Genomic DNA, 23,995 nt, shown 5'->3' on the forward strand with positions numbered 1-23,995 from the left:
CGCCTTCACGCGCCCTTCACACCACACCCTCAAGCACTACGCGTCCTCGGCGAGTTCCAGCCAGCGCAGTTCCAGCTCCTCGCGCTCCCCGGCGAGTTCCCGCAACTCGGCGTCCAGACCGGCCACCTTCCCGAAGTCCGTGGCGTTGTCGGCGATCTGGGCGTGCAGCTTGCCCTCCCGCTCGGAGATCTTGTCCAACTGCCGCTCGATGCGCTGGAGTTCCTTCTTCGCGGCGCGGGCGTCGGCTGCGGAGGCGGCGGGCTTCTGGGCGGCGGGGGCCGGGGCGCCGGACGCCGCGGCGGCCTCCTCCATGCGGTGGCGCCGCTCCAGGTACTCGTCGATGCCGCGGGGCAGCATCCGCAGCGCGGAGTCACCGAGCAGGGCGTACACCTTGTCGGTGGTGCGCTCCACGAAGAACCGGTCGTGGGAGATCACGATCATCGAGCCGGGCCAGCCGTCCAGGACGTCCTCGAGCTGGGTGAGGGTCTCGATGTCGAGGTCGTTGGTGGGCTCGTCCAGGAAGAGGACGTTGGGCTCGTCCATGAGCAGGCGCAGCAGTTGGAGCCGCCGCCGCTCGCCGCCGGACAGGTCACCGACGGGCGTCCACTGCTTCTCCTTGGTGAAGCCGAAGGTCTCGCAGAGCTGACCGGCGGTCATCTCGCGTCCCTTGCCGAGGTCCACGCGCTCGCGGACCTTCTGCACGGCCTCCAGGACGCGCCAGGAGGGGTCCAACTCGGCGACCTCCTGCGACAGATAGGCCAGCCTGACGGTCTTGCCCACGACGACACGGCCCTTGGCGGGCTGCGCCTCGCCCTCGCTGCGGGCGGCGTCCGCCAGGGCGCGCAGGAGCGAGGTCTTGCCCGCTCCGTTCACTCCGACGAGGCCGATGCGGTCGCCGGGGCCGAGCTGCCAGGTGACGTGTTCGAGCAGCGTCTTGGGCCCGGCGGTGACGGTGATGTCCTCCAGGTCGAAGACGGTCCTGCCCAGGCGCGAGGACGCGAACTTCATCAGCTCGCTGCTGTCGCGGGGCGGCGGCACGTCCTTGATCAGCTCGTTGGCGGCCTCGACGCGGAAACGGGGCTTGGAGGTGCGGGCGGGGGCGCCGCGGCGCAGCCAGGCCAGTTCCTTGCGCATCAGGTTCTGCCGCTTGACCTCCTCGGTGGCGGCGATGCGCTCGCGTTCGGCGCGGGCGAAGACGTAGTCGGAGTAGCCGCCCTCGTACTCGTGGACCGTGCCGCGCTGCACGTCCCACATGCGGGTGCACACCTGGTCCAGGAACCACCGGTCGTGGGTGACGCACACCAGCGCGGAGCGGCGCTCGCGCAGATGCTGGGCGAGCCAGGCGATGCCCTCGACGTCGAGATGGTTGGTGGGCTCGTCCAGGACGATCAGGTCCTGCTCCTCGATGAGCAGCTTGGCCAGCGCGATGCGGCGCCGCTCACCACCGGAGAGCGGGGCGATGACGGTGTCGAGCCCCTGGGGGAAGCCGGGCAGGTCGAGGCCGCCGAACAGGCCGGTGAGCACGTCGCGGATCTTGGCGTTGCCCGCCCACTCGTGGTCGGCCATGTCCCGGATGACCTCGTGCCGCACGGTGGCGGTCGGGTCGAGGGAGTCGTGCTGGGTGAGCACCCCGAGGTGCAGCCCGCCGGAGTGGGTGACGCGCCCGGCGTCGGCCTCCTCCAGCTTGGCGAGCATCCGGATCAGGGTGGTCTTGCCGTCGCCGTTGCGCCCGACGATCCCGATGCGGTCCCCTTCGGAGACGCCGAGCGAGACACCGTCGAGCAGGGCACGCGTGCCGTACACCTTGCTGACGTTCTCGACATTGACCAGGTTGACGGCCATTTCACTCCTGACGGGGGGATCGATCAGCCTTCAAGCCTAGGCCCTCGGGGCGAGGCCACGGGACGCGCACGGCCCGTCACTCCCCGTGCCCGCACGCGTGGGATCCGATCACCCCCGGGCGGCCCGCCCGGCCCGTTCCACCAGCGCCCGCCCGGCCGGCATCCGCGCCATCGACGCGGGGGCGGTGACGTGGACGGCCACCAGGGTGGCGCCGAGCGCGGCGGCGGGTCCCGCCCAGGCGCGCGGCGCACGGGACTCCCGGGCACCCGAGGGTTTTTCGAAGACCCGGAAGGCGGCCACCAGGACGCCGGTCAGCGCCGCGGCAGCCAGGAGGCGCAAGGGTATCTGCATCCACCATGTACCGGATACCGGGTCCGGCAGCCGGACACCGGCGGTCAGCAGCGCGCCGTAGAGGCCGAGCATCGTGGTGAGATGCACGCCACACACGCGGGCGGCGTCATGTCGGAGATCCTCTCGCCGGGCATGCCGGCCCCTGAGTACGCGGACCGACCGCGCCCGCACCCGCGCGGACCGCGTCCCCGCCCAGAGCCCAGAACTCAGAGCACGGTCGCGCCCGGTGCCGGCGAGGCCGCCACGCGGGCCGTCCTGCAGGTGCCGGAGGCCCGCAGCGCCTGGGCGATCCGCTCGGCCCCGGCCGCGTCGGGCGCCAGGAACGCCGTCGTCGGGCCCGAACCCGACACCAGTGCCGCGAGCGCCCCGGCCGCCCGGCCCTCGGCCAGCGTGTCCGCGAGGCTCGGGAACAGGGACAGCGCGGCGGGCTGCAGGTCGTTGGAGACCGACGCCGCGAGGGCCTCGGTGTCGCCCTTCGCCAGCGCGTCCAGCAGTTCCCGCGAGGCGGCCGGCTCGGGGACGCGCACCCCGTCGTTCAGCCGGTCGAACTCCTGGAACACCGCCGGGGTCGACAGTCCCCGCACCGCCATGGCGAACACCCAGTGGAAGGTCCCGCCGGTGCCCAGCACCGTGAGCCGCTCGCCCCGCCCGGTGCCCAGCGCCGCCCCGCCCACCAGGCTGAACGGCACGTCGCTGCCCAGTTCGGCGCAGATCTCCAGGAGGTCGGCGCGGGAGGCCCGGGTGCCCCACAGCGCGTCGCACGCGAGCAGGGCCCCGGCCCCGTCCGCGCTGCCGCCCGCCATGCCGCCGGCGACCGGGATGTCCTTGTCGATGTGGATGTGCACCGCCGCGTCGCGCCCGTGCCGCTCGGCGAGCGCCAGCGCGGCGCGCGCCGCCAGGTTCGTCCGGTCCAGCGGGACCTGCGCGGCGTCCGGCCCCGAGCAGGTGACGCGCAGTTCCTCGGCCGGGGTCACGGTGATCTCGTCGTACAGGCCGACGGCCAGGAAGACGTTCGCCAGGTCGTGGAAGCCGTCCGGACGGGTCCCGCCCACGCCGAGCTGCACATTGACCTTGGCCGGGACGCGGACGGTGACGCTCACGGCCGGCTCGCCGCCTTGTTCTCGGCGATGCGCGCGAACTCCTCCACCGTCAGCGACTCCCCGCGCGCCTGCGGTGAGACCCCGGCGGCGACGAGCGCCGCCTCCGCGGCGGCGGCCGAGCCCGCCCATCCGGCGAGTGCGGCCCGCAGCGTCTTGCGCCGCTGGGCGAACGCGGCGTCCACCACCGCGAACACCTCGGCCTTCGAGGCGGTGGTCTTGACCGGCTCGGCCCGCCGGACCAGCGAGACGAGGCCGCTGTCGACGTTGGGCGCGGGCCAGAAGACATTGCGTCCGATGGCGCCGGCGCGCTTGACGTCCGCGTACCAGTTGGCCTTGACGGACGGCACGCCGTACACCTTGGAGCCGGGCGCCGCCGCGAGCCGGTCCGCGACCTCGGACTGCACCATCACCAGCGTCCGCTCGATGCCCGGGAAGGTGTCGAGCATGTGGAGGAGGACGGGCACGGCCACGTTGTAGGGCAGGTTCGCGACGAGCGCGGTGGGTGCGGGACCCGGCAGCTCCCGCACCTGGAGGGCGTCGCGGTGCACCAGCGCGAAGCGCTCGGCGCGGCCCGGCATCCGGGCGGCGATGGTCGCGGGAAGCGCGGAGGCCAGCACGTCGTCGATCTCGACGGCGGTGACCCGCTCGGCGACCTCCAGCAGGGCCAGGGTCAGCGATCCGAGGCCGGGGCCCACCTCCACCACCACGTCGTCGGGCCGCACGTCGGCGGTGCGCACGATGCGCCGCACGGTGTTGGCGTCGATGACGAAGTTCTGGCCGCGCTGCTTGGTGGGGCGTACGCCGAGGGCGGCCGCCAGCTCGCGGACGTCGGCGGGACCCAGGAGGGCGTCGGGGGTGGGGCTGCTCACGGAGCAAGGGTACGGGGCGGCGCGGAAGGGCCGTGCACGTGTCCCGCGCCGCCGCCCGTCCGCTCACTTGTACAGCCGGTGCCCGCAGTGCGGCCAGGGGCTCGTGCCCTGGCGTACGTACAGCTTCTTCGCGCGGTACGTCTGCTCGTCGGCGGGGGCGTTCTCCGGCCGACCGGACCCGCCCAGGCTGCGCCAGGTGTGCCGGTCGAACTGGTAGAGGCCCCCGTAGGTGCCCGACGGGTCGACCGCGTGTGCCCTGCCGCCCGACTCGCAGGCCGCGAGCCGGTGCCAGTCCAGGTGCTCGGCGCCCGACACCGCGGCCGGGCGCGCCCTGATGCCCACCCGCACCAGCTGGGTCTGCGGCGGCTCCACCACCTCGGAGCCGATCCGCGTCGGCCTCTGCCGGACGCCGTTGACGGTGCGCAGCACGTACGTCACCCGGCGGGTGCCCGGCTGTCCGACGCGTGCCACGACCACCGTGCCCCGCAACAGGTGCGCGTCGCTGGTGTGCCGCACGTCGTAGGGGATCGGCTCCTCGCGGACCTCCCGTGAGCCCTTCACCCGCAGCACGGTCACCGTCTGCCCGTCGAACGGGAAGCTGCCGGGCGGCACGGAGGTGGTGTCCTGCCCGTGCAGGGCGACCCCGGCCTGGTCGACGGCCTCGCGGACGGTCGCCGCGTTGGTGCGGATCGTGCGGGCCTGCCCGTCGGCCAGGACCGTCACCACACGCTCGGTGCGGACGGCCAGCTCCAGCCCGTCCGGGCCGATCGGCCGGGACCGCGAGGCGGACAGGTACGCGCCCTGCGCGCGCACCCCGAGCTGCTGGAGCGCGCCGTCCACGGTGGGCGCGGTGGTCCACACGAGGCGGTGGTGGCCGTCGATGGTGAGGACCACGGGGCGTCCGTAGCGGACCGCGATCTCGTCGCCGCTGGCCAGCGGCGTCCCCGGGGAGGGGGCCACGACGTCGTGGACGCCCACGCGGACGCCCTCGTGGGCGAGCAGCTCCCCCACGTCGTCGGCGAAGGTGTGCAGGACGCGCGGTCTGCCGTCGACCGTCAGCTCGACGGCCTTGTCCTTGGCGATGAAGGCCGTGGTGCCACCGGCGAGGAAGGCGACGACCAGCGCCTGGGGGATCAGGCGGCGCATGGGGGCGCGGCGTCCGAGGGGTTTCTCGCGCCGGGCGGCGTGCCGCGCCGGGGCCCGGGTCCCGGCGCCGGAACGGCTCTGCGCGTCCGGCCGCGGGACCGGGGGCCTGGTCTGGGGTTGCCTGGCCTGCGGCGGCGTTATGCGTGCCTGCGCCTTCGCCTGCCCTCTGGCCTGTGCCTGTGTCTGCGCCTGGTCGGCGCGTGGCGCGCGCCTGCGCGCCTCGTACGCGGGCCGGTACGTCCGGGCCGGTTCGTACGTCCCATAGGTCGAGTACTGCCGTTCGCTCACGACGACACACTCCGATGAGGATCCGAAACGGGAGACCAGAACCTAGCGCCTGGCCGTCCCACTCCCAAGCAACGCCGTCACACGGTGTGGCGACACGGTGGCGTTCGGGAACCTCTCGCCCGCCGGGCGGCTCTCAGTAGTCGAAGGCACGGGCCGTGTTGCGGGCGAGCGCGGTCGCGAGCACGTCCTCCTCGACCCCCTTCACCTCGGCCATCGCCCGCACCGTGTGCGGGATCAGATACGGCGCGTTGGGGCGTCCGCGGTACGGCGCGGGGGTCAGGAAGGGCGCGTCGGTCTCCACCAGGACGAGGTCCAGGGGAGCGACGGCGAGCGCGTCGCGCAGCGGCTGCGCGTTCTTGAAGGTGACGTTGCCGGCGAAGGACATGAAGTACCCCGCACGGGCGCACACCTCGGCCATCGCCGCGTCACCCGAATAGCAGTGGAAGACCGTCCGTTCGGGCGCACCCTCCTCCTCGAGGACGCGCAGCACGTCGGCGTGGGCGTCGCGGTCGTGGATGACCAGGGTCTTGCCGTGCCGCTTGGCGATCTCGATGTGCGCCCGGAAGGACCGCTCCTGGGCGGCCTTGCCCTCGGGGCCGGTGCGGAAGTGGTCGAGGCCGGTCTCGCCGACGCCCTTGACGTGCGCGAGGGCCGCGAGGGCGTCGATCTCGGCGAGGGCGTCGTCCAGCGCCGCGTCGCCGCCCGGCTCCCGGGCGCCCTGACGGGACCAGCCGTCCGGGTCGCCGTGGACGATCCGGGGGGCCTCGTTCGGGTGCAGCGCCACGGCCGCGTGCACCTGCTCGTACGTCGCGGCCGTCTCGGCGGCCCAGCGGGAGCCCTTCACGTCGCAGCCGACCTGGACGACGGTGGTCACGCCCACCGACGCGGCCTTGGCGAGACCCTCCTGGACCGTGCCGGACTGCATGTCGAGGTGGGTGTGCGAGTCGGCGACGGGGACGCGCAGGGGCTCCGGGAGGGGCGGCGGCACGTTCTTGTCGGACGTGTGGGAAGGCATGCCCCGATCCTACGAAAGGGTCGGGGCCGCCCCCCGCGGGGCCGTGCGCGAACCGGGCCCTCAGCCCGCCTTGCGGTGCTGGAAGGGGTGGAGCAGGTCCGAGAGGTGCCAGTGGTGGCGCTCGCCCCGCTCGGGCGACCCGGGCTCGTCGTGGCCCTCCCGGTGGTACCGGCGCAGGGAGTCCTGCGCGAAGGACACCCGGCCGGGGCGCATGATGCGCACCACGTGGCTGTCGCAGTTGTGGCAGGTGGGCCGGCTCAGCGGCGACGGCACGACACTGCCTTCGGCGATGTACCGCACGTACTCGTGGCCGTCCACGTCGTGGTGGTGCTCGATCTCGTACGACTGCTCCCAGCCGTGCCCGCACCGCATGCAGGCGAAGGAATAGGACTCGTGCACGACGGCGGCGGTACCCCGACCGGCCTGCCCTGCGCTCTCACTCATGCCAGCTCCTCTTGTCCGCTGGACAAGCGCCCTGGTGGGGCGAGGGACGGGAACGTCCCTGCCCCCAGTGGACGCCTTCACCGCCGCGAACGCAGCAGGGTCTGCCGAGTGTTGGAGCCGATTTGGTCCCGGCTTGCCAAACCCACCCGTTCGCCCGACTTCGCCTTTGCCTTCCCCGCCCCGCGTTTACCGCCCGTTGACCCACCCGCTCAAAGGAGAAACCCCCTGCTCAGAGCGTCCTGGGGCGCCCGGGTCAGGGGCGCGGGGAACTGCGCAGATCCCCCACGCCCCGCACCGGACAACGCACAGAACTCCCACCCTTGGGGGCGCGGGGAACCGCGCAAAACCCACGACGCACCCGCAACGCTCCCGAGCCGAAGCGAACCCGCCCCCACCCGGCCGGTCAGCCCCCCCGCTTGGCCGCCACCACCGCGTCGAACACCACCCGCTTCGGCACCCCCGCCTCCAGAGCCACCGCCGCGATCGCCTCCTTGCGCCGCTCCCCCGCCTCCTCACGCACCCGCACCCTGCGCACCAGCTCCGTCGCGTCCAGTTCCTCGGGCCCCTTCTCCCCGGCACCCTCCACGACGACGGTGATCTCCCCCCGTACGCCCTGCCCGGCCCACTCCACCAGCTCGCCCAGCGCCCCGCGCCTGACCTCCTCGTACGTCTTGGTCAGCTCACGGCACACGGCGGCCCGGCGCTCCGCCCCGAACGCCTCCGCCATCGCGGTGAGGGTGGCTTCCAGGCGGTGCGGGGCCTCGAAGTAGACCAGGGTGCGCCGCTCCTCGGCGGCATCGCGCAGCCGGGACAGCCGCTCCCCCGCCTTGCGCGGCAGGAACCCCTCGAAGCAGAACCGGTCGACGGGCAGCCCGGACAGCGCGAGCGCGGTGAGCACGGCGGAGGGCCCGGGCACGGCCGTGACCCGGACGTCCTGCTCCACGGCGGCGGCCACCAGCCGGTACCCGGGGTCGGAGACGGACGGCATCCCCGCGTCGGTCACGAGCAGCACCCGCGCCCCGTCGGTCAGCGCCTGCACCAGCTCCGGCGTACGGGCGGACTCGTTGCCCTCGAAGTAGGACACGACACGCCCGGTGGGCTGCACCCCCAGCGCCTGGGTGAGCCGGCGCAGCCGCCGGGTGTCCTCGGCGGCGATCACATCGGCGGTGGCCAGTTCCTCGGCGAGTCGCGGCGGCGCGTCCGCGATGTCTCCGATGGGGGTACCGGCAAGGACCAGGGTTCCGGGTGCGACAGTCACGTTTTCCATCCTCCCAGGCACCATGCGCGGGACTCACACAGACGGGTTCCCTACGATGGCGCGGTGACCAGTACCGCGTCCTCCACGCACACCCGGCAGGTCCAGGCCACCGAAGAGCAGCGGCCGTGGTGGCAGCAACGGCTGCGCCGGTTCGGGAACGCGGAGCTGCCCAGAGGTGATGTCCGCGACCGCCTGACGCCCGCGTACCACCGGCCCAGCACGCGCCTGTGGGCGGCGATGGGGGTGGGCGAGGCGACCGCCGAGCGCGTCACCCGCTGGTTCGGGTGGGGCGGGCCGCTGCTGGTGACGCTCATGGCGGGACTGATGCGGTTCTGGCACCTGGGCAAGCCGAACGCGGTGATATTCGACGAGACCTACTACGCCAAGGACGCGTGGGCGCTCGTCCACGACGGGTACGAGGCCAACTGGCCGAAGAACGCCAACGACCTGATCATCCATCACGCCCATCAGGTGGTGATCCCGACGGATCCCGCCTATGTGGTGCATCCGCCGGTCGGCAAGTACGTGATCGGGCTCGGCGAACTGCTCTTCGGCTTCAACCCGTTCGGCTGGCGGTTCATGACCGCGCTGCTCGGCACGCTGGCGGTGCTGATGCTGTGCCGCATCGGCCGCCGGCTGTTCCGCTCGACCTTCCTGGGCTGCCTGGCCGGCGCACTGCTGGCGGTGGACGGCCTGCAGTACGTGATGAGCCGGACCTCGCTGCTGGACGGTGTCCTGGAGTTCTTCGTGCTGGCGGCCTTCGGGTGCCTGCTCATCGACCGGGACAAGGCCCGCGCGAGACTGGCGGCGGCGCTCCCGGTGGACGCGGACGGCAGGCTGCGCCCGGACTCCCGCGTCGCCGAGACCGCCTTCCTCGGCGCGCGGCCGTGGCGGTGGGTGGCGGGCGTCATGCTCGGCCTGGCCATCGGCACCAAGTGGAACGGCCTGTACTTCCTGGCGGCCTTCTGCGTGATGACCCTGCTGTGGGACGTGGGCGCGCGCCGGGTGGCCGGCGCCCGCGGGTACCGCGCGTACCTGCCGGTGCTCAAGTTCGACACGGCCCTCACGTTCGTGTCGATGCTGGTGGTCTCCGTCGTGGTGTACGTGACCTCCTGGATCGGCTGGATCCTCTCCCCCTCGGACGGCACCGGCGGCTACTACCGCAACTGGGCGGTCACCGACGGCAAGGGCAGCAGCTGGTCCTTCGTGCCCGACTGGCTGCGCAGCCTGTGGCACTACGAGCACGAGGTCTACCTGTTCCACGTCGGGCTGACGTCCCCGCACACCTACCAGTCGAACCCGTGGAGCTGGATCGTGGCGGGCCGCCCGGTCTCGTACTACTACGAGTCCCCGGCCGCCGGTTCCCCCGGCTGCTCCGCCGCCCCGGGCCAGAAGTGCGCCAGCGAGGTCCTGGCGCTCGGCACCCCGCTGCTGTGGTGGGCGGCGTGCTTCGCGCTGCTGTACGTCCTGTGGCGCTGGGCCTTCCGGCGCGACTGGCGGGCGAGCGCCATCGCCGGTGCCGTCGCCGCGGGCTATCTGCCCTGGTTCCTGTACCAGGAGCGGACGATCTTCTACTTCTACGCCGTCGTGTTCGTCCCGTTCCTGTGCCTGGCGGTGGCGATGATGATCGGCGCCATCCTGGGCCCGCCCGGCTCGGACGAACGCCGCCGCGTGGTCGGCGCGGCGGCCGCGGGCGTCCTCGTCCTGCTGATCGCCTGGAACTTCATCTACTTCTGGCCCCTGTACACCGGCACCACGATCACCATCGACGAATGGCGCTCCCGCATGTGGCTCGACACCTGGATCTGACGGGCTGGCACCCGCCGCCCCTCTGATCACCATTCGGACAAAAAACGAACACGACGGTCACCGCGTCCCCTCCGCGTGCTTACAGTGTGAGCTTCACGGGGAGGGAGGGGCGCGTCATGCGTTCGGGGGTCAAGGTCGCCTTGGTGGGCGGGGTGTGCACGGTGCTCGTGGGGGGCGCCGGGTACGGGGCGTACAACCTTCTGTCGGCACTGCACGATCCCGCGGGGAGCGGGTCCGGGGGGACGGCGGCGGCGCGGACCGGGCCTCCGTCGGGCGGCGAGGTCGAGGACGCGAGCGCGAAGTTCCTCGCCGCCTGGGCGAAGGGCGACGCCGACGAGGCGGCCTCGTACACGAACGACGCCGTGGAGGCGCGGCCGCTGCTGGGCGACTACGCCACCAGCGCGCACATCACCCATGTGACCATCACCCCCGGGGCCCGGCACGGGAGCACGGTGCCGTTCTCCGTGAAGGCGACGGTGGCCTACGAGGGCAGGAGCCGGCCCCTCGCCTACACCGGCAGTCTGACGGTCGTGCGCGGCCTGACCACCGGACGCGCGCTGGTCGACTGGAAGCCGTCCGTGATCCATCCCGCCCTCCAGAAGGGCGACACGCTCGTCACCGGTGAGGCCGCGAAGGCCCCGATCGAGGCGGTGGACCGCGACGGAGCGGTGCTGACGGCCGACAAGTACCCGTCCCTGGGGCCGGTCCTGGAGGCGCTGCGCGCGAAGTACGGCGACAAGGCGGGCGGCAGCCCGGGCATCGAGCTGGCGGTCCGGCACACCGCCGAGGACACCCCCGGCAAGACCCTGCTGACCCTCTCCCCGGGCACCCCGGGCAAGCTGCGGACCACGCTCAGCGCCTCCGCGCAGGCGGCGGCCGAGGGGGCCGTGCGGCAGTACCCGGAGTCGTCGGTGGTCGCGGTCAGGCCCAGCACGGGCGAGGTGCTCGCCGTCGCCAACCACCGCAAGGACGGGTTCGACGCCGCGTTCGAGGGGCGGGTGGCGCCCGGCTCCACGATGAAGATCGTCAGCGCGGCCGCGGCCATCGACAACGGCGTCACCACGATGAACGGCCCGGCGCCCTGCCCGGACTCGGCGGTGTGGCAGAGCCAGACCTTCCACAACCTCACCGGCCTCGAGGCCGACGAGGGCGCGACGCTCGCGGACAGCTTCCGCAGGTCGTGCAACACGGCGTTCGTCAAGCTCGCGGGCTCGGACAGGATGCAGGCGGACACGCTGACCCGGGAGGCCGAGGACCGCTTCGGGCTCGGCCGGGACAACTGGAAGACCGGCATCGTCTCCTTCGACGGCTCGGTGCCGGCGGCGAGCGGCCCGGACAAGGCGGCGAACCTCATCGGCCAGGGCCAGGTCCAGATGAGCCCGCTGAACATGGCGTCGGTCACGGCGACCGCCGTCACGGGCACGTTCCGCCAGCCCTACCTGGTCCCGCCGGGCCTGGACCACCGCGAACTGGCCACCGCCAAGGGCCTGCCCGCCGCCACGGTCGCCCAGCTCAAGTCGATGATGCACCTGACGGCGACCCAGGGCACGGCCCAGCCCGTCATGGCGGGGTTCAGCGGCGACTTCGGGGCGAAGACCGGCTCCGCGGAGGTCGACGGGCAGGCGAAGTCCAACAGCTGGTTCACCGGCTACCGGGGCGACGTCGCGGCGACGGCCATGTCCCAGGGCGGTGGGCACGGCGTCGACGCGGCCGGCCCGATCGTCGCAGCTGTGCTACGAACCGGCGGCTGACGTCACTCCTGTCACCCCGGGACCCTAGTGTGGGTCCCGTCGTTGAGGAGAAACGAGGCAGCGGGGGCCTGGGCAGCGCGGAGGATCGGGAGAAGTGGGCAAGAGAAGGCGCGTCGCCGAACGCGGGAGCAACCAGCCGCTGGTGATCGGGGGGCTGATCGCCCTCGTCGGGGTGGCCGGCGCGGTCGGCGGCTACAGCCTGATGGGTGGCGGGGCGGCTGCCGACGACGGCAAGGGGGCCGGGCGGACCCACCGGGCCGTGAAGACCGGCCCGCTGTCGGCCTCCGAGGTGCGGACGACGGCCGCGGCGTTCCTCACGGCCTGGGGCCGCGGGGACACGGCGAAGGCAGCCGCCGCCACGGACGACGCGACCGCCGCGACGAGCGCCCTCACCGGGTACCGCAAGGACGCGCACATCACGGGCGTCACCCTCACCCCGGGCACGGCGTCCGGGGCGTCGGTCCCGTTCGACGTGAAGGCGACGGTGTCCTACGAGGGCAGGAGCAGGCCGCTGGCGTACGCGACCCGCCTCACCGTCGTGCGCGACCCCGAGTCCGGTCGCCCGCGGGTGCGGTGGCGAGCGTCGGTGGTGCACCCGGACCTGACCGACGGCGACCGCCTGGTGACGGGCGCGGCGGGCACGCCCCCCGTCACCGCGCTGGACCGCGACGGCCGCGAACTGACCACCGCCGCCTACCCGTCCCTCGGCACGGTGCTGGACGGCCTGCGGGAGAAGTACGGCAAGAAGGCCGGCGGCAGGGCGGGCATCGAACTGCGCGTCGTGCGGGGCGCGGCGGCCAAGGGCGTCCAGAAGGCGTCCGACAAGACGCTGGTGACGCTGAGCCGGGGCACGCCGGGCACGGTGCGGACCACGCTGAGCGCCGCCCTGCAGGCGAAGGCGGAGCAGGAGGTGAAGACCGAGGACAAGGCGTCCGTGGTCCTCATGCGCCCCTCGACGGGCGAGATCCTGGCGGTGGCGAACCACGACCACGGTTTCAACGTGGCCTTCCAGGGCTCCCTGGCCCCGGGCTCCACGATGAAGATCGTGACGTCGACCCTGCTGTTCGAGAAGGGCCTGGCGAAGGCGGACAAGCCGCACCCCTGCCCCAAGTACGTGACGTACGGCGGCTGGAAGTTCCAGAACGACAACACGTTCGAGATCAAGAACGGCACGTTCAAGGCGAGTTTCGCCGCGTCCTGCAACACGGCCTTCATCAGCCAGGCGAAGAAGCTGCACGACGACGACCTCACCAAGGTCGCCCAGCAGGTCTACGGCCTCGGCATGAACAGCTGGGCCATCGGTGTGCCGTCCTTCGACGGGGCTGTGCCGGTGCAGAGCGCGGCCCAGATGGCGGCGTCCCTGATCGGGCAGGGCAGCGTGCGGATGAACCCGCTGAACATGGCCTCGGTGGTCTCGACGGCCAAGACGGGCGAGTTCCACCAGCCGTACCTGGTCTCGCCCTCGGTCGACCACCGCACGACCGCCAAGACGAGCCGGACCATGTCGGCCTCCACCCAGGCCCAGTTGAAGGAGGTCCTCCAGTACACGGCCTCCTCGGGCACCGCCGCCAAGGCGATGGCGGGTCTCGGCCCGGACTTCGGCGCGAAGACGGGCTCGGCGGAGGTCGACGGCCAGGACCAGCCCAACGGCTGGTTCACGGCCTGGAAGGGCGACCTCGCGGCCGCGGGCGTCGTCCAGCAGGGCGGCCACGGCGGCGACTCGGCCGGACCGATCGTCGCGGCGCTGCTGCGGGCGGGAAGCTGACGGGCTGACGGCCGGCGGCTGACGGGGCCCACCGGGCGGTGGGCGGCGGGGTCGGGAGATCTGTCAGGAGATCTGGTGCGCCAGGGTCTCCTCCGCCTTCACCCCGGCCGTCGCCCCCGTCGTGTAGGTGCGCCGCAGAAAGCGCAGCAGCGTCTTCGACTCCAATTGGAGCACCTCGACGCCGTGGCCCGAGTGGAACTCCATGACGGCCTGGACCCGGCCGCAGGGCCAGATCCGGACCTCGCCGCTGCCCGCGGGGGCGCGCAGTCCCTTCTCCAGGAGTTCCCGGGAGAAAGCCCACTCGTGGGGGCCGGGCAGACCGACGCGTACGGAGCGCGGATCGCTGTCGGGGTCGTAGCGCAGAACGATGGGGACGGCGTCCGGGGCCTCGGGGGAGTCGGTGACGACATGGGCTCGTGCGTACTGTTCGACAACGGGCATCGGCCACTCCTCACGCTGGACACCGGCGGAAGATGAGTCCCTCGTTACTGTGCGGTCACACATACCAATGTCCCATACAGCGACAAAGGAAGCCTGGGCCGCACAGGTGAGCATTGCCACGTTTCACCTGGTGGCCGAGGTGCGACACAGGAATCACAGGCGCCAGGCGTGCGTTGCACCCACAGTCGCAGGCGGTGATCCCGTCGGGGGCAGGGAAGATCAGGGAACAAGCATCATGAGGAGCGTACGGACGTGGACGTGAACGGCACTGTGGCCGAGGGCTTCGAGCCGGTCAGGGAGGCGTTCGTACGGAACTTCGAGACGCTCGGGGAGCGCGGCGCGGCGGTGGCCGTGTACCGCGACGGGCGCCAGGTCGTGGACCTGTGGGGCGGGACGCGGGACGTCGACGGCACCGCGCCCTGGGAGCGGGACACGGCGCAGATAGTGCGCTCGGCGACCAAGGGCGTCGCCGCGGCCGTCCTGCTGATGCTGGCCGAGCGCGGGGAACTGGACCTGGACGCGCCGGTCGGCCAGTACTGGCCCGAGTTCAAGACGGGCGGCAAGGACCGGACCCTGGTCCGGGACGTGCCGGCGCACCGGGCGGGGGTTCCGGTGCTCGACCGTCCGCTCACGCCCGCCGAGGCCGCCGATCCCGATCTCGCCGCCGCCCGGCTGGCCGCGCAGGCGCCCGCCTGGGAGCCCGGCACGGACCACGGGTACCACGCGCAGACCTACAGCTGGCTGACCGGCGAACTGGTACGCCGGGTCACGGGCGGGTCCATCGGCCGGTGGACGGCCTCGGAGATCGCCCGGCCCCTGGGCCTGGACCTGTGGCTGGGACTGCCCGAGGCCGAGGCGCACCGCGTGGGCCGGGTCGGCCCGGTCACGGCACCGGAGCAGGAGCGGCAGGGCGCGCTGCGCACCCGCCCCACGCGCGCGGTCGCCGACGCCTACGCCGACCCCGCCGGACTGACCCGCCGCGCCTTCGCCGCGATCACTCCGCTGCCCGACGAGAACGACCCCGCCTATCGCGCGGCGGTGCTGCCCGCCTCCAACGGCATCGCCACGGCCGGCGCTCTCGCCCGCTTCTACGCGGCGCTGATCGGCGAGGTGGACGGCGTGCGCCTGTTCAGCCCCGAGACGGCCGAGCGCGCCCGCACCGAGGCCTCGGCCGGCCCCGACCGGGTGCTGGTGGTGTCCACCCGCTTCGGCCTCGGGTACATGCTGCACGGCGGCGCGTCCCCGCTGCTCGCCCCCGGTTCCTTCGGCCACCCGGGCCGCGGCGGCTCCCTCGGCTTCGCCGACCCCGAGTCGGGGATCGCCTTCGGCTATGTGACCAACGGCTTCCGCACGAGCGTGACGGCTGACCCCCGGGCCCAGGCGCTGGTACGGGCGGTGCGCGCGTCGACGGCCGGGACGGCCTGAGCAGTCCCGACGGGCCGGAGCCCGGGCCCTAGTGGGTCAGGGGATGCGAGATCCGCCCCGACGCCCCGTCGATCTCGTCGTGCGCCTTGGACAGCAACTGCATGGCGAGGTCGTTGAGGGCGCGCGCGCCCGCGATCTCCTCCCCGACCCCGGGCTGATTGGAGTCGGAGTGATGGCGGCTCGCATACCCGTGGGAGCGGACCTCGTTCCCGTCGGGGAGCCGCACGAGCGCCGCCGCCCGGGTGCGCTCCTCGTCCTCCTCGAACTCGAGCTCCACATGCCATCCGACTGCGGTGTGCATCATGACGATCACCTCCGGAACCGCTGATTCCAGGGTGCCTCGCCTTGCCTCCCGGCGCACGGCGCGGCCCCGGGGTGTCGCGGGGGCCGCGGGGTCCGTGGGGTCCGTCAGGGCCGGGGTTCGTCGAAGCTCGCGAAGTACGCGGCGGCCATGTCCTCGTCGGCGTGGCCCTGCTCGGCGGCACGGCGGAAGCGCTCGGCGGTGGCGGCGGCGAGGTGGAGCCGGGCACCGCCCCGCTCGGCCGCTTCCAGGATCAGCCGGGCGTCCTTCTCCGCGGTGGCCACGGTGAAGCTGGGCGGGGTCAGCTCGCCGTCGACCAGGAGCCCGATCTTGGCGCGCAGGTACCCCATGTCGAGCGGGCCGTCCGCGATGAGTTCGAAGAACCTCTCCGGGTCCACGTCCAGGGCCCGGGCCAGGGCCAGGACCTCACCGGCGGCGGCGGTGGCCGCCAGCACCCAGCTGTTGGCGAGCAGCTTGAGCCGGCTGGCGCTGCCCTCCGCGGCGTCCGGCCCGGTCCACACCGTGCGGGCGCCGACGGCGCCGAAGACGGGTTCCAGGACCGCCCTGCCCTCCTCGGGCCCGGCGGCGAGGACGGTCAGCTGCCCCGCCTCGGCGGGCTGGCGGGTACCGAGCACGGGGGCGTCGTAGAAGACCAGCCCGCACTCCTCGGCGAAGGCGGCCAGCTCAGCGGTGGCCTCGCCGCCGGCGGTGGTCGACTGCACCCAGACGACTCCGGGGCGCAGACCGGGGGTGGCCTCCCGCATGACCTCCATGACGGCCCCGCCGTCGTACAGCATGGTCAGCACCACGTCCGCGCCCTGTACGGCCTCGGCAGGGGTGTCGGCGATGTGCGCGCCGTCGGCGGCCAGCGGCTCGGCCTTGGCCCGGGTGCGGTTCCAGGCCCGCACCGGGTGCCCGGCGCGGGCGATGTTGCGGGCCATGGCGGCGCCCATGATCCCGGTCCCGAGGACGCTCACGGTGAACTTGTCCGTCATGCCGGCTCCTGTGGTCGTCGGGGTGTCTGCGCCCCGGAAGAGTCTTCCCGTCCCTGTGTTCCCCGTACGGCACGGTCCATGATCCGCGTGCCGGGGCCCGCGCCGCCCGATTCGGGCCCTGGAACGGATGGAGCCGGTGAGGGCACCGTCGGTGCGGTGCCCTCACCGGCTCGGGGTCGCCGTCGCGCGTCAGGCGCGGACCAGGTCCCTGTCCCGCTCGGCGCCGGACTCCTCGTGGGCGCGCAGGCCCTCGCCCTCCACGTCCACGTTGGGCAGGACGCGGTCCAGCCAGCGCGGCAGCCACCAGGCCTTCCTGCCCAGCAGGGCCAGGACGGCCGGGACCAGGGCCATGCGGACGACGAAGGCGTCGAAGAAGACCGCGATGGCCAGGCCGAAGCCGATCATCTTGACCATCGAGTCGCTGGAGCCGATGAACCCGGAGAACACGGCGATCATGATGATCGCGGCGGCGGTGACGACCCGGGCGCCGTACCGGAAGCCGGTCACGACGGCCTGGCCGGCCGTCTCCCCGTGGACGTACGCCTCCCGCATCCGGGTCACGAGGAAGACCTCGTAGTCCATCGCGAGACCGAAGACCACCCCGACCATGAAGATCGGCATCATCGACATGACCGGGCCCGTCTCCTCGACGCCCACCAGACCGGCCAGCCAGCCCCACTGGAACACCGCGACCACCGCGCCGAGCGCCGCCGTCACCGAGAGCAGGAAGCCGAGCGCCGCCTTGAGCGGGACCAGGATCGAGCGGAAGACCACGATCAGCAGGAGGAAGGCGAGGCCCACCACCAGCGCCAGATACGGCACCAGCGCGTCGTTCAGCTTCTGCGACACATCGATGTTCATCGCCGTCGCGCCCGTGACCAGCACCTTCGCGCCGGTGTCCGAGGTGATGCCGGCGCCCGCGCCGCGGATGCCGTGCACCAGGTCCTCGGTCGTCGTGGAGGACGGCTTGGAGTCGGGGATCACGCTGACCACGGCGGTGTCGCCCGACCTGTCGAACGTCGCGGGCGTCACGGCCACCACGTTCTTCATGCCCTTGATCTCGTTCGTGACCTCGGTGACCGCGCTCTTCGGGTGAGCGCTCGCCTTGGCGTCGACGACGACCATCAGGGGGCCGTTGAAGCCCGGTCCGAAGCCCTCCGACAGGAGGTCGTAGGCGCGGCGCTGCGTCGTGGAGACCGGCTTCGAGCCGTCGTCCGGCAGACCGAGTTCGAGCTTGGAGGCGGGGACCGCCGCCGCGCCGAGCGCGACGACGCCGAGCAGCAGGACCGCGACCGGGCGGCGCACGACGAAGCTCGCCCAGCGCGTGCCCATGTTGGGCCTGTCCTTCGCGCCCTGCGCGCCCTTGCCCTGCGCGTCCGACTCGGCCGCGCGCCGGCCGCCGCCCAGCAGCCGGCTCTTCTCACCGGCCGGCTTGACCGTGCGGCCCGCGTAGCCGAGCAGCGCCGGGATCATCGTCAGCGCGATGAGGACCGCGACGGCGACCGTGCCAGCCGCGGCCACGCCCATCTTCGTCAGCATCGGGATGTTCACCACGGCGAGGCCCACCAGCGCGATCACCACGGTCAGGCCCGCGAAGACCACCGCCGAGCCCGCCGTGCCGACCGCCCGGCCCGCCGCCTCCTCGCGGGTGCGGCCCTCGGACAGCTCGACGCGGTAGCGGGAGACGATGAACAGCGCGTAGTCGATGCCGACCGCGAGTCCGATCATCATCGCCAGGGTGGAGGTGGTCGTGCCCAGGTCCAGCGCGTCGGCCAGTGCCGTGATCGTGCAGACGCCGATGCCGACCCCGATCAGGGCCGTGAGCAGCGGCAGTCCGGCCGCCACCAGGGAGCCGAAGGTGATGACGAGCACCACGGCGGCCACCGCGATGCCGATGATCTCGCCGGCACCCTCCTTGGGCATCTCCGTGAGCGCGTCACCGCCGACCTCCACGGTCAGCCCACCGACCCGGGCGTGCCGCGCGGCGTCCTTGAGGTCGTTGCGGGAGGAGTCCTTGAGCTCCATTCCGGAGACCTTGTACTTCACGCTCGCGTAGGCGGTGGTGCCGTCCTTGCTGACGGCGTGCGCGGTGTACGGGTCGGTGACGGAGACGACCTCCGAGCCGCCACGCAGCTCCTTGACGGCCTTCTCCACGACCGCCTTGCTGTCCGCGGCCGTCACCTTCTCACCGCCCGGCGCCTTGAACACCACACGGGCGGTGGCGCCGTCGGCGCTCATGCCGGGGAAGCGCTGCTCCAGCAGGTCGAAGGCCCGCTGCGCCTCCGTGCCCGGGATGGAGAAGGAGGAGGCGCCCGCGGTGGGGGCGTTGGCGGCACCGACGCCCGCGAGCGTCAGCAGCGCCACCCAGAGGAGCGCGACGAAGTGCCGTCGCCGGAAGGCGAGTCGGCCGAGCCGATAGAGGAATGTGGCCACGAGGGCGTACTCCCGTTCAGTCGTGGGGTGTTCAGGGCAGGTGTGATCAGCCCGACGACGAGAGCGGTGCCGTCAGATGGGGGCCAACATGAAGGGGACTCGCAGGGACGAGTGGATGGTCAGGTGGTGGGGGCACCGAGGGCGGGGAGGACCACGGCGTCGATGTAGGAGGTGAGGAAGTCCCGCGTCGGCGGCTGGTCCTCCAGCAGCGCACGGGTGGCGAACCCGCCGACCATCATGTGCAGCAGGAAGTCCAGGGCCGGGCAGTCCGGACGGATCTCGCCCCGGTCCACGGCGCGTTGCAGCACGTGCCGCATCTGCTCCATCTCCGGCTCCACGAGCTGCTCGCGGAACGCCTGGCGCAGATCCGGGTTGTGGTGGATCGCCATGGCGACGCCCCGCATCAGCGCGGAGTTCTGCTCCATCGTGCAGTCGTCCTCCCGGGTGACCAGCGCGTGCAGGTCGCCCCGGAGCGAGCCGGTGTCGATCTCGTCGATGCACCCCGGCTTGCCGTGCCGGATCGCCTTCACCACCAGCTCGGCCTTGCCGCCCCACTGGCGGTAGAGCGTGGCCTTGCTGGACCGGGTGCGGGCGGCCACGGCGTCCATCGTCACGGCGTCGTAGCCGACCTCCCGGAGCAGGTCGAGCACGGCCTCGTACAGCTCGGCCTCACGCGCGGGGGTGATCCGGCTGCGGCGCCCGGTCGCGGACTCGGTCATGCGGCCCACCCTCCCTTCCCACTCCGAACGAAACTGTTTCGTACTCGTACGACGATACTCCTGCCCTCAGCGAAACGAAACCGTTTCGTACGTGTTCCGCGTCACGGGCGCCCCGGGCAACCCCGGGCGCCCGCGCGGCGTTCGGGTCGCCGCGTTCGGATCGGCCCCTGAGTTGCCCCTGCCCGTCCCCCGGCAAAACATGGGTAGGTGAGCGATGCGAGCGACGAGTTCGAGAGCGCACCCGGCTACCTCCGCTTCCCGCATCTGCACGGTGACCGTCTGTGCTTCGCCGCCGAGGACGACCTGTGGGTGGCCCCGGTGGACGGCTCGGGCCGCGCCTGGCGGCTCACCGTCGACCGTACGAAGATCGGACATCCCCGCTTCTCGCCCGACGGCGGCCGGATCGCCTACACGAGCTGGCGCAGCCTCGTCCCCGAGATCCACCTGACCCCGGTCGACGGGGGCCCCGGACGGCGTCTGACCTACTGGGGCAGCACCGACACCCGGGTGTGCGGCTGGACCCCGGAGGGCGACATCCTGGCGGTCGCCTCGCACGGCGAGCCGTTCTCCTACTTCACCTGGGCCTACAAGGTCCCCACCGACGGCGACCCCGGCGGCAAGCTTCCCTGGGGACCCGTCTCGGACATCGCCGTGGCCGATCTGGACGGCGAGCGCCGGACCCTGCTGCTGACCGGCACCCCACCGCACGAGCCCGCCTCCTGGAAGCGCTACCGGGGCGGCGCCATGGGCCGGCTGTGGCTGCACGGGCGGCAACTGCTCGACGGCATCGACGGCCATCTCGACTCCCCCATGTTCGTGGCCGGGCGCATCGCGTTCCTGTCCGATCACGAGGGCATCGGAAACCTGTACTCGTGCGCGTACGACGGCACCGACCTGCGCCGGCACACCGACCACGACGCCTTCTACGCCCGCCACGCGGCCAGCGACGGGGAGCGGGTGGTCTACCAGTGCGCGGGCGACCTGTGGATCGTGGACGACCTCTCCCCGGACTCCGTCCCGCGCCGCCTTCGGGTGCGGCTCGGCGGGCCGCGCGCGGGGCGCCGTCCGTACCAGGTTCCGGCGGCGCAGCACGTGGACGGGATCTCGGTCGACGAGACGGGGCGGGCCAGCGCGGTCGTCGTGCGCGGCAGCCTGTACTGGCTCACGCACCGCGACGGGCCCGCCCGGACGATCACGGACACCCCGGGCGTACGGGTACGGCTGCCCGAGATGCTCGGGGTGGGCGGTCGGGTCGCCTATGTGACGGACGCGGAGGGCGAGGACGCCATCGAGATCGCCTATCTGCCCAGGGCCTCCGGTGACCGCGCGCCGCGCCGACTGGCCTCCGGCCTGCTGGGCCGGGTGCAGGAGATGGTGGCCGACCCGGAGGGCGAGCGGCTCGCCGTCGCCTCCGACGACGGACGGCTGCTGCTGGTCGCCGTACCGAGCGAGGAGGACACCGGACCGGCCCCGACCCCGGAGACAGCCGCCCCGGCCCAGGGAACTGAGACGCACCCGGCGTCGGAAACGGCGACGGACTCAGGAGCCGCCGAGTCGGCGTCGGGCGCGGCGACGGTGGAGCCGCCGGTGGCCGGAGGTGCGGTGGGGGGCGGGGCGGGGGAGTCCGGGGGTGTGGTCACCGAGTTGGTCCGCTCCGACAACGGCCCGGTGCGGGACCTGGCGTTCTCCCCGGACGGGGCCTGGCTGACCTGGTCCCACCCGGGAATCGGCCGCTCCCTGCGGCAGATCAAGATGGCGCGGATCAAGGACCGGCTCATCGTGGACGTCACGAACGGCCGTTTCGAGGACGAGAACCCGGTGTTCACCCGGGACGGGCGCTATCTGGCGTTCCTGTCCTGGCGCGGCTTCGACCCGGTGTACGACGTGCACACCGGGGACCTGTCCTTCCCGCTCGGCTGCCGCCCCTACCTGGTGCCGCTGTCCTCCGCCACCCCCTCCCCCTTCGCCCTCAACCCGGAGGGCCGGCCCGCCGCCGGTGGTCTGGACCCGCTGGAGGAAGAGGAGGGCGACGGCGTGGTGACCGTGGAGACGGAAGGACTGGCGATGCGGGTGACGCCGTTCCCGGTCGCCGCCTCGAAGTACTCGGAGCTGCGCCCGGTCGCGGGCGGCGGCCTCGTCTGGATGCGCTGGCCGATCTCGGGCGCCCTCGGCGAGACCTTCGTGAACCCGGACGACACCTCGGGCAGGCCCACCCTGGAGTTCTTCACCATCAGCAAGGCGAAGAAGTCCGAACTGGTCGGCCACCTGGACTGGTTCGCGATGAGCGGGGACGGCACCCGGCTGGTGGTCGTGGACGAGGGCGACCTGCGGGCGGTGCCGTCCACCGAGGTGGGTGACGCCGACACGACGGTGTGGATCGACGTACGCCGGATCATGCACGAGGTGAACCCCCCGGCGGAGTGGCGGCAGGCGTACGCGGAGGCGGGGCGGATCATCCGGGCCTACTTCTGGGACCCGGACATGTGCGGCATCGACTGGGACGCCGTCCTCGACCAGTACCGCCCGCTGCTCGAACGCATCGCCTCACCGGACGAGTTCGCGGATCTGCTGCGCGAGGTGCTGGGCGAGCTGGGCACGTCGCACGCGTACGTGTCACCGGCCCGGCGCAACGAGGGCCCGGCGCAGTACCAGCGCTTCCAGGGCCTGCTGGGCGCCAACCTGGTGCGCCGCGACGGCAGGTGGATGGTCAGGCGCATCCTGCCGGGCGACTCCTCGGACTCCAAGGCCCGCTCACCGCTCGCGGGCACGGGTATCCGGGAGGGTGCCGTGCTCACCCATGTCGACGGCCGGCCGGTGGACCCGGTCACGGGACCGTTCCCCCTGCTGGCGGCGGCGGGCGGCACGACGGTGGAGCTCACGTTCACCCCGGCGGAGGAGGGCGGCAGGCCCCGGCGCGTGGCGGTGGTCCCGCTCGTGGACGAACGGCCGCTGCGCTACCAGGACTGGGTGGCCAAGCGCCGTGGCGTCGTGCGGGAGTTGAGCGACGGCCGGTGCGGCTATCTGCACATCCCGGACATGGGAGGCTCGGGCTGGGCGCAGTTCAACCGCGACCTGCGCATGGAGGTCTCGCGTCCGGCCCTGATCGTGGACGTGCGGGGCAACGCCGGCGGCCACATCAGCGAACTGGTCGTGGAGAAGCTGACCCGCACCATCCTGGGGTGGGACCTGACCCGCAACGCGCAGCCGGTGTCGTACGCCTCCAACGCCCCGCGCGGTCCGATCGTGGCGCTGACCGACGAGGCGACGTCCTCCGACGGCGACATGATCACGGCGGCCATCAAACTGCTGGGCCTCGGCCCGGTGGTGGGCCAGCGCACCTGGGGCGGCGTGGTCGGCATGACGGGCCGCCACCGCCTCGGCGACGGCACGGTGATCACGGTGCCGATGAACGCCGCGTGGTTCGAGGAGTACGGCTGGTCGATCGAGAACCGGGGTGTGGAGCCGGACCTGGAGATCCTGCGCTCCCCGCTGGACTGGGCGGAGGGCCGCCACAAGCAGATGGACGACGCCATCGACATCGCCCTGGAGCTGCTGGCCACCGACCCCCCCGCCGCTCCCCCCGACTACAGCGACGTCCCGGACCGCACCCGCCCCAAGCTGCCGCCGCGGAACGCGGGTTAGACGCGGTCCGCGCAAGGGGGCGTGCACGAATAAAGACGGGGTGCCCTCTCCGGAGAGGGCACCCCGATCCCGGCCAGGGCCGGGCAGGAGCGCAGTGACTCAGCGTCGCGCCGGCGATCAACCGTTGCTAGGCGTCGTAGTCCTGGTTCTGGCGGTCCTGCGCCTCGTCGTGGTGACGCTCGGCGTCCCTCGGCGTCGGACGGCCGCGCTGCGGTGTCTGCTGGGACTTGTGCGACTCCTGGGCCTCACGGCCGCGCTGCTGTCCCTGCTGCTTGGCCTGGTCCATCTTCTGCTTGGCCTGCTGCTTCATCTGCCCGGACTTCTCCTGGAACTGGTCCTTCATGCCCATGCTTGTTCACTCCCGTAGTGGGTGAGGGGATCGGGCCTCGACCAGAGTTACA

At 72.7% G+C, this 23,995-nt stretch carries 19 protein-coding genes; 5 read left to right on the plus strand and 14 right to left on the minus strand.

Annotated features, from left to right (window positions below; all coding sequences use genetic code 11):
- Window positions 1–36: 36 nt before the first annotated feature.
- The 8 genes from AB0C59_RS15260 to rsmI form a co-directional block, all read right to left on the minus strand.
- Entirely contained in the window at window positions 37–1,842 is a 1,806-nt protein-coding gene (locus tag AB0C59_RS15260; protein ID WP_363004517.1) for an ABC-F family ATP-binding cassette domain-containing protein, read from the minus strand.
- A 108-nt stretch (window positions 1,843–1,950) separates the two neighbouring features.
- Complete coding sequence (locus AB0C59_RS15265; protein ID WP_363004519.1) at window positions 1,951–2,280, minus strand: hypothetical protein; 330 nt, start codon at window positions 2,278–2,280, stop codon at window positions 1,951–1,953.
- A gap of 119 nt (window positions 2,281–2,399) precedes the next feature.
- The gene (locus AB0C59_RS15270; protein ID WP_363004521.1) at window positions 2,400–3,293 is read right to left on the minus strand and encodes a 4-(cytidine 5'-diphospho)-2-C-methyl-D-erythritol kinase; all 894 of its coding nucleotides are present in this window, start codon (window positions 3,291–3,293) and stop codon (window positions 2,400–2,402) included.
- Complete coding sequence (rsmA, locus tag AB0C59_RS15275) at window positions 3,290–4,162, minus strand: 16S rRNA (adenine(1518)-N(6)/adenine(1519)-N(6))-dimethyltransferase RsmA (RefSeq protein ID WP_363004523.1); 873 nt, start codon at window positions 4,160–4,162, stop codon at window positions 3,290–3,292. The genes AB0C59_RS15270 and rsmA overlap by 4 nt, the downstream gene beginning before the upstream one ends.
- 63 nt (window positions 4,163–4,225) lie before the next feature.
- On the minus strand, window positions 4,226–5,596 hold the full coding sequence (locus tag AB0C59_RS15280; RefSeq protein WP_363004525.1) for a ubiquitin-like domain-containing protein: 1,371 nt from the start codon (window positions 5,594–5,596) through the stop codon (window positions 4,226–4,228).
- A 133-nt stretch (window positions 5,597–5,729) separates the two neighbouring features.
- Complete coding sequence (locus AB0C59_RS15285) at window positions 5,730–6,611, minus strand: TatD family hydrolase (RefSeq protein ID WP_363004527.1); 882 nt, start codon at window positions 6,609–6,611, stop codon at window positions 5,730–5,732.
- Between the two features lie 60 nt (window positions 6,612–6,671).
- Window positions 6,672–7,055 (minus strand): hypothetical protein, encoded by a 384-nt coding sequence (locus tag AB0C59_RS15290; RefSeq protein WP_363004529.1) that lies wholly within the window; start codon window positions 7,053–7,055, stop codon window positions 6,672–6,674.
- A gap of 403 nt (window positions 7,056–7,458) precedes the next feature.
- Entirely contained in the window at window positions 7,459–8,313 is an 855-nt protein-coding gene (gene rsmI / locus AB0C59_RS15295; protein ID WP_363004531.1) for a 16S rRNA (cytidine(1402)-2'-O)-methyltransferase, read from the minus strand.
- Window positions 8,314–8,376: 63 nt separating this feature from the next.
- Here rsmI and AB0C59_RS15300 point away from each other — a divergent pair, with 63 nt between their 5' ends.
- The 3 genes from AB0C59_RS15300 (at window position 8,377) to AB0C59_RS15310 (ending at window position 13,638) form a co-directional block, all read left to right on the plus strand.
- Window positions 8,377–10,122, plus strand: a complete 1,746-nt coding sequence (locus AB0C59_RS15300; protein WP_363004533.1) for a phospholipid carrier-dependent glycosyltransferase — start codon at window positions 8,377–8,379, stop codon at window positions 10,120–10,122.
- Window positions 10,123–10,238: 116 nt separating this feature from the next.
- Complete coding sequence (locus AB0C59_RS15305) at window positions 10,239–11,873, plus strand: penicillin-binding transpeptidase domain-containing protein (protein WP_363004535.1); 1,635 nt, start codon at window positions 10,239–10,241, stop codon at window positions 11,871–11,873.
- A gap of 94 nt (window positions 11,874–11,967) precedes the next feature.
- The gene (locus AB0C59_RS15310; RefSeq protein ID WP_363004537.1) at window positions 11,968–13,638 is read left to right on the plus strand and encodes a penicillin-binding transpeptidase domain-containing protein; all 1,671 of its coding nucleotides are present in this window, start codon (window positions 11,968–11,970) and stop codon (window positions 13,636–13,638) included.
- A 63-nt stretch (window positions 13,639–13,701) separates the two neighbouring features.
- Here the strand turns inward: AB0C59_RS15310 and AB0C59_RS15315 are convergent, their stop codons facing one another.
- On the minus strand, window positions 13,702–14,079 hold the full coding sequence (locus tag AB0C59_RS15315; protein ID WP_363004539.1) for an SsgA family sporulation/cell division regulator: 378 nt from the start codon (window positions 14,077–14,079) through the stop codon (window positions 13,702–13,704).
- 252 nt (window positions 14,080–14,331) lie between these two features.
- Here AB0C59_RS15315 and AB0C59_RS15320 point away from each other — a divergent pair, with 252 nt between their 5' ends.
- Window positions 14,332–15,504 carry a serine hydrolase domain-containing protein gene (locus tag AB0C59_RS15320; protein WP_363004541.1) on the plus strand — a complete coding sequence of 391 codons (1,173 nt, stop codon included), beginning with the start codon at window positions 14,332–14,334 and terminating at the stop codon, window positions 15,502–15,504.
- Window positions 15,505–15,532: 28 nt separating this feature from the next.
- Here AB0C59_RS15320 and AB0C59_RS15325 read toward each other — a convergent pair whose 3' ends face one another.
- The 4 genes from AB0C59_RS15325 to AB0C59_RS15340 form a co-directional block, all read right to left on the minus strand.
- Entirely contained in the window at window positions 15,533–15,808 is a 276-nt protein-coding gene (locus AB0C59_RS15325; RefSeq protein WP_363004543.1) for a DUF1876 domain-containing protein, read from the minus strand.
- A gap of 104 nt (window positions 15,809–15,912) precedes the next feature.
- A complete protein-coding gene (locus AB0C59_RS15330) occupies window positions 15,913–16,800 on the minus strand; it encodes an NAD(P)-dependent oxidoreductase (RefSeq protein ID WP_363004545.1) in 888 nt (295 codons plus the stop codon).
- A 189-nt stretch (window positions 16,801–16,989) separates the two neighbouring features.
- Window positions 16,990–19,233 carry an MMPL family transporter gene (locus tag AB0C59_RS15335; protein WP_363004547.1) on the minus strand — a complete coding sequence of 748 codons (2,244 nt, stop codon included), beginning with the start codon at window positions 19,231–19,233 and terminating at the stop codon, window positions 16,990–16,992.
- Window positions 19,234–19,352: 119 nt separating this feature from the next.
- Window positions 19,353–19,952, minus strand: coding sequence for a TetR/AcrR family transcriptional regulator (locus AB0C59_RS15340; RefSeq protein ID WP_363004549.1), 600 nt, complete (start codon window positions 19,950–19,952; stop codon window positions 19,353–19,355).
- 207 nt (window positions 19,953–20,159) lie between these two features.
- On the opposite strand from AB0C59_RS15340, the gene AB0C59_RS15345 reads away from it, so the two are divergent.
- On the plus strand, window positions 20,160–23,594 hold the full coding sequence (locus AB0C59_RS15345) for a S41 family peptidase (RefSeq protein ID WP_363004551.1): 3,435 nt from the start codon (window positions 20,160–20,162) through the stop codon (window positions 23,592–23,594).
- Between the two features lie 127 nt (window positions 23,595–23,721).
- Here AB0C59_RS15345 and AB0C59_RS15350 read toward each other — a convergent pair whose 3' ends face one another.
- The gene (locus AB0C59_RS15350) at window positions 23,722–23,943 is read right to left on the minus strand and encodes a hypothetical protein (RefSeq protein ID WP_363004553.1); all 222 of its coding nucleotides are present in this window, start codon (window positions 23,941–23,943) and stop codon (window positions 23,722–23,724) included.
- Window positions 23,944–23,995 lie beyond the last annotated feature (52 nt).

This window comes from Streptomyces sp. NPDC048664 (assembly GCF_040650555.1).
Lineage (GTDB): Bacteria > Actinomycetota > Actinomycetes > Streptomycetales > Streptomycetaceae > Streptomyces.

Bases quoted from the DNA above. Each gene is read 5' to 3' on its own strand.
- AB0C59_RS15260 (WP_363004517.1), bottom strand. From the start codon at position 1,842: ATGGCCGTCAACCTGGTCAATGTCGAGAACGTCAGCAAGGTGTACGGC.
- AB0C59_RS15285 (WP_363004527.1), bottom strand. From the start codon at position 6,611: ATGCCTTCCCACACGTCCGACAAGAACGTGCCGCCGCCCCTCCCGGAG.
- AB0C59_RS15290 (WP_363004529.1), bottom strand. From the start codon at position 7,055: ATGAGTGAGAGCGCAGGGCAGGCCGGTCGGGGTACCGCCGCCGTCGTG.
- AB0C59_RS15305 (WP_363004535.1), top strand. From the start codon at position 10,239: ATGCGTTCGGGGGTCAAGGTCGCCTTGGTGGGCGGGGTGTGCACGGTG.
- AB0C59_RS15315 (WP_363004539.1), bottom strand. From the start codon at position 14,079: ATGCCCGTTGTCGAACAGTACGCACGAGCCCATGTCGTCACCGACTCC.
- AB0C59_RS15325 (WP_363004543.1), bottom strand. From the start codon at position 15,808: ATGATGCACACCGCAGTCGGATGGCATGTGGAGCTCGAGTTCGAGGAG.
- AB0C59_RS15330 (WP_363004545.1), bottom strand. From the start codon at position 16,800: ATGACGGACAAGTTCACCGTGAGCGTCCTCGGGACCGGGATCATGGGC.
- AB0C59_RS15340 (WP_363004549.1), bottom strand. From the start codon at position 19,952: ATGACCGAGTCCGCGACCGGGCGCCGCAGCCGGATCACCCCCGCGCGT.
- AB0C59_RS15350 (WP_363004553.1), bottom strand. From the start codon at position 23,943: ATGGGCATGAAGGACCAGTTCCAGGAGAAGTCCGGGCAGATGAAGCAG.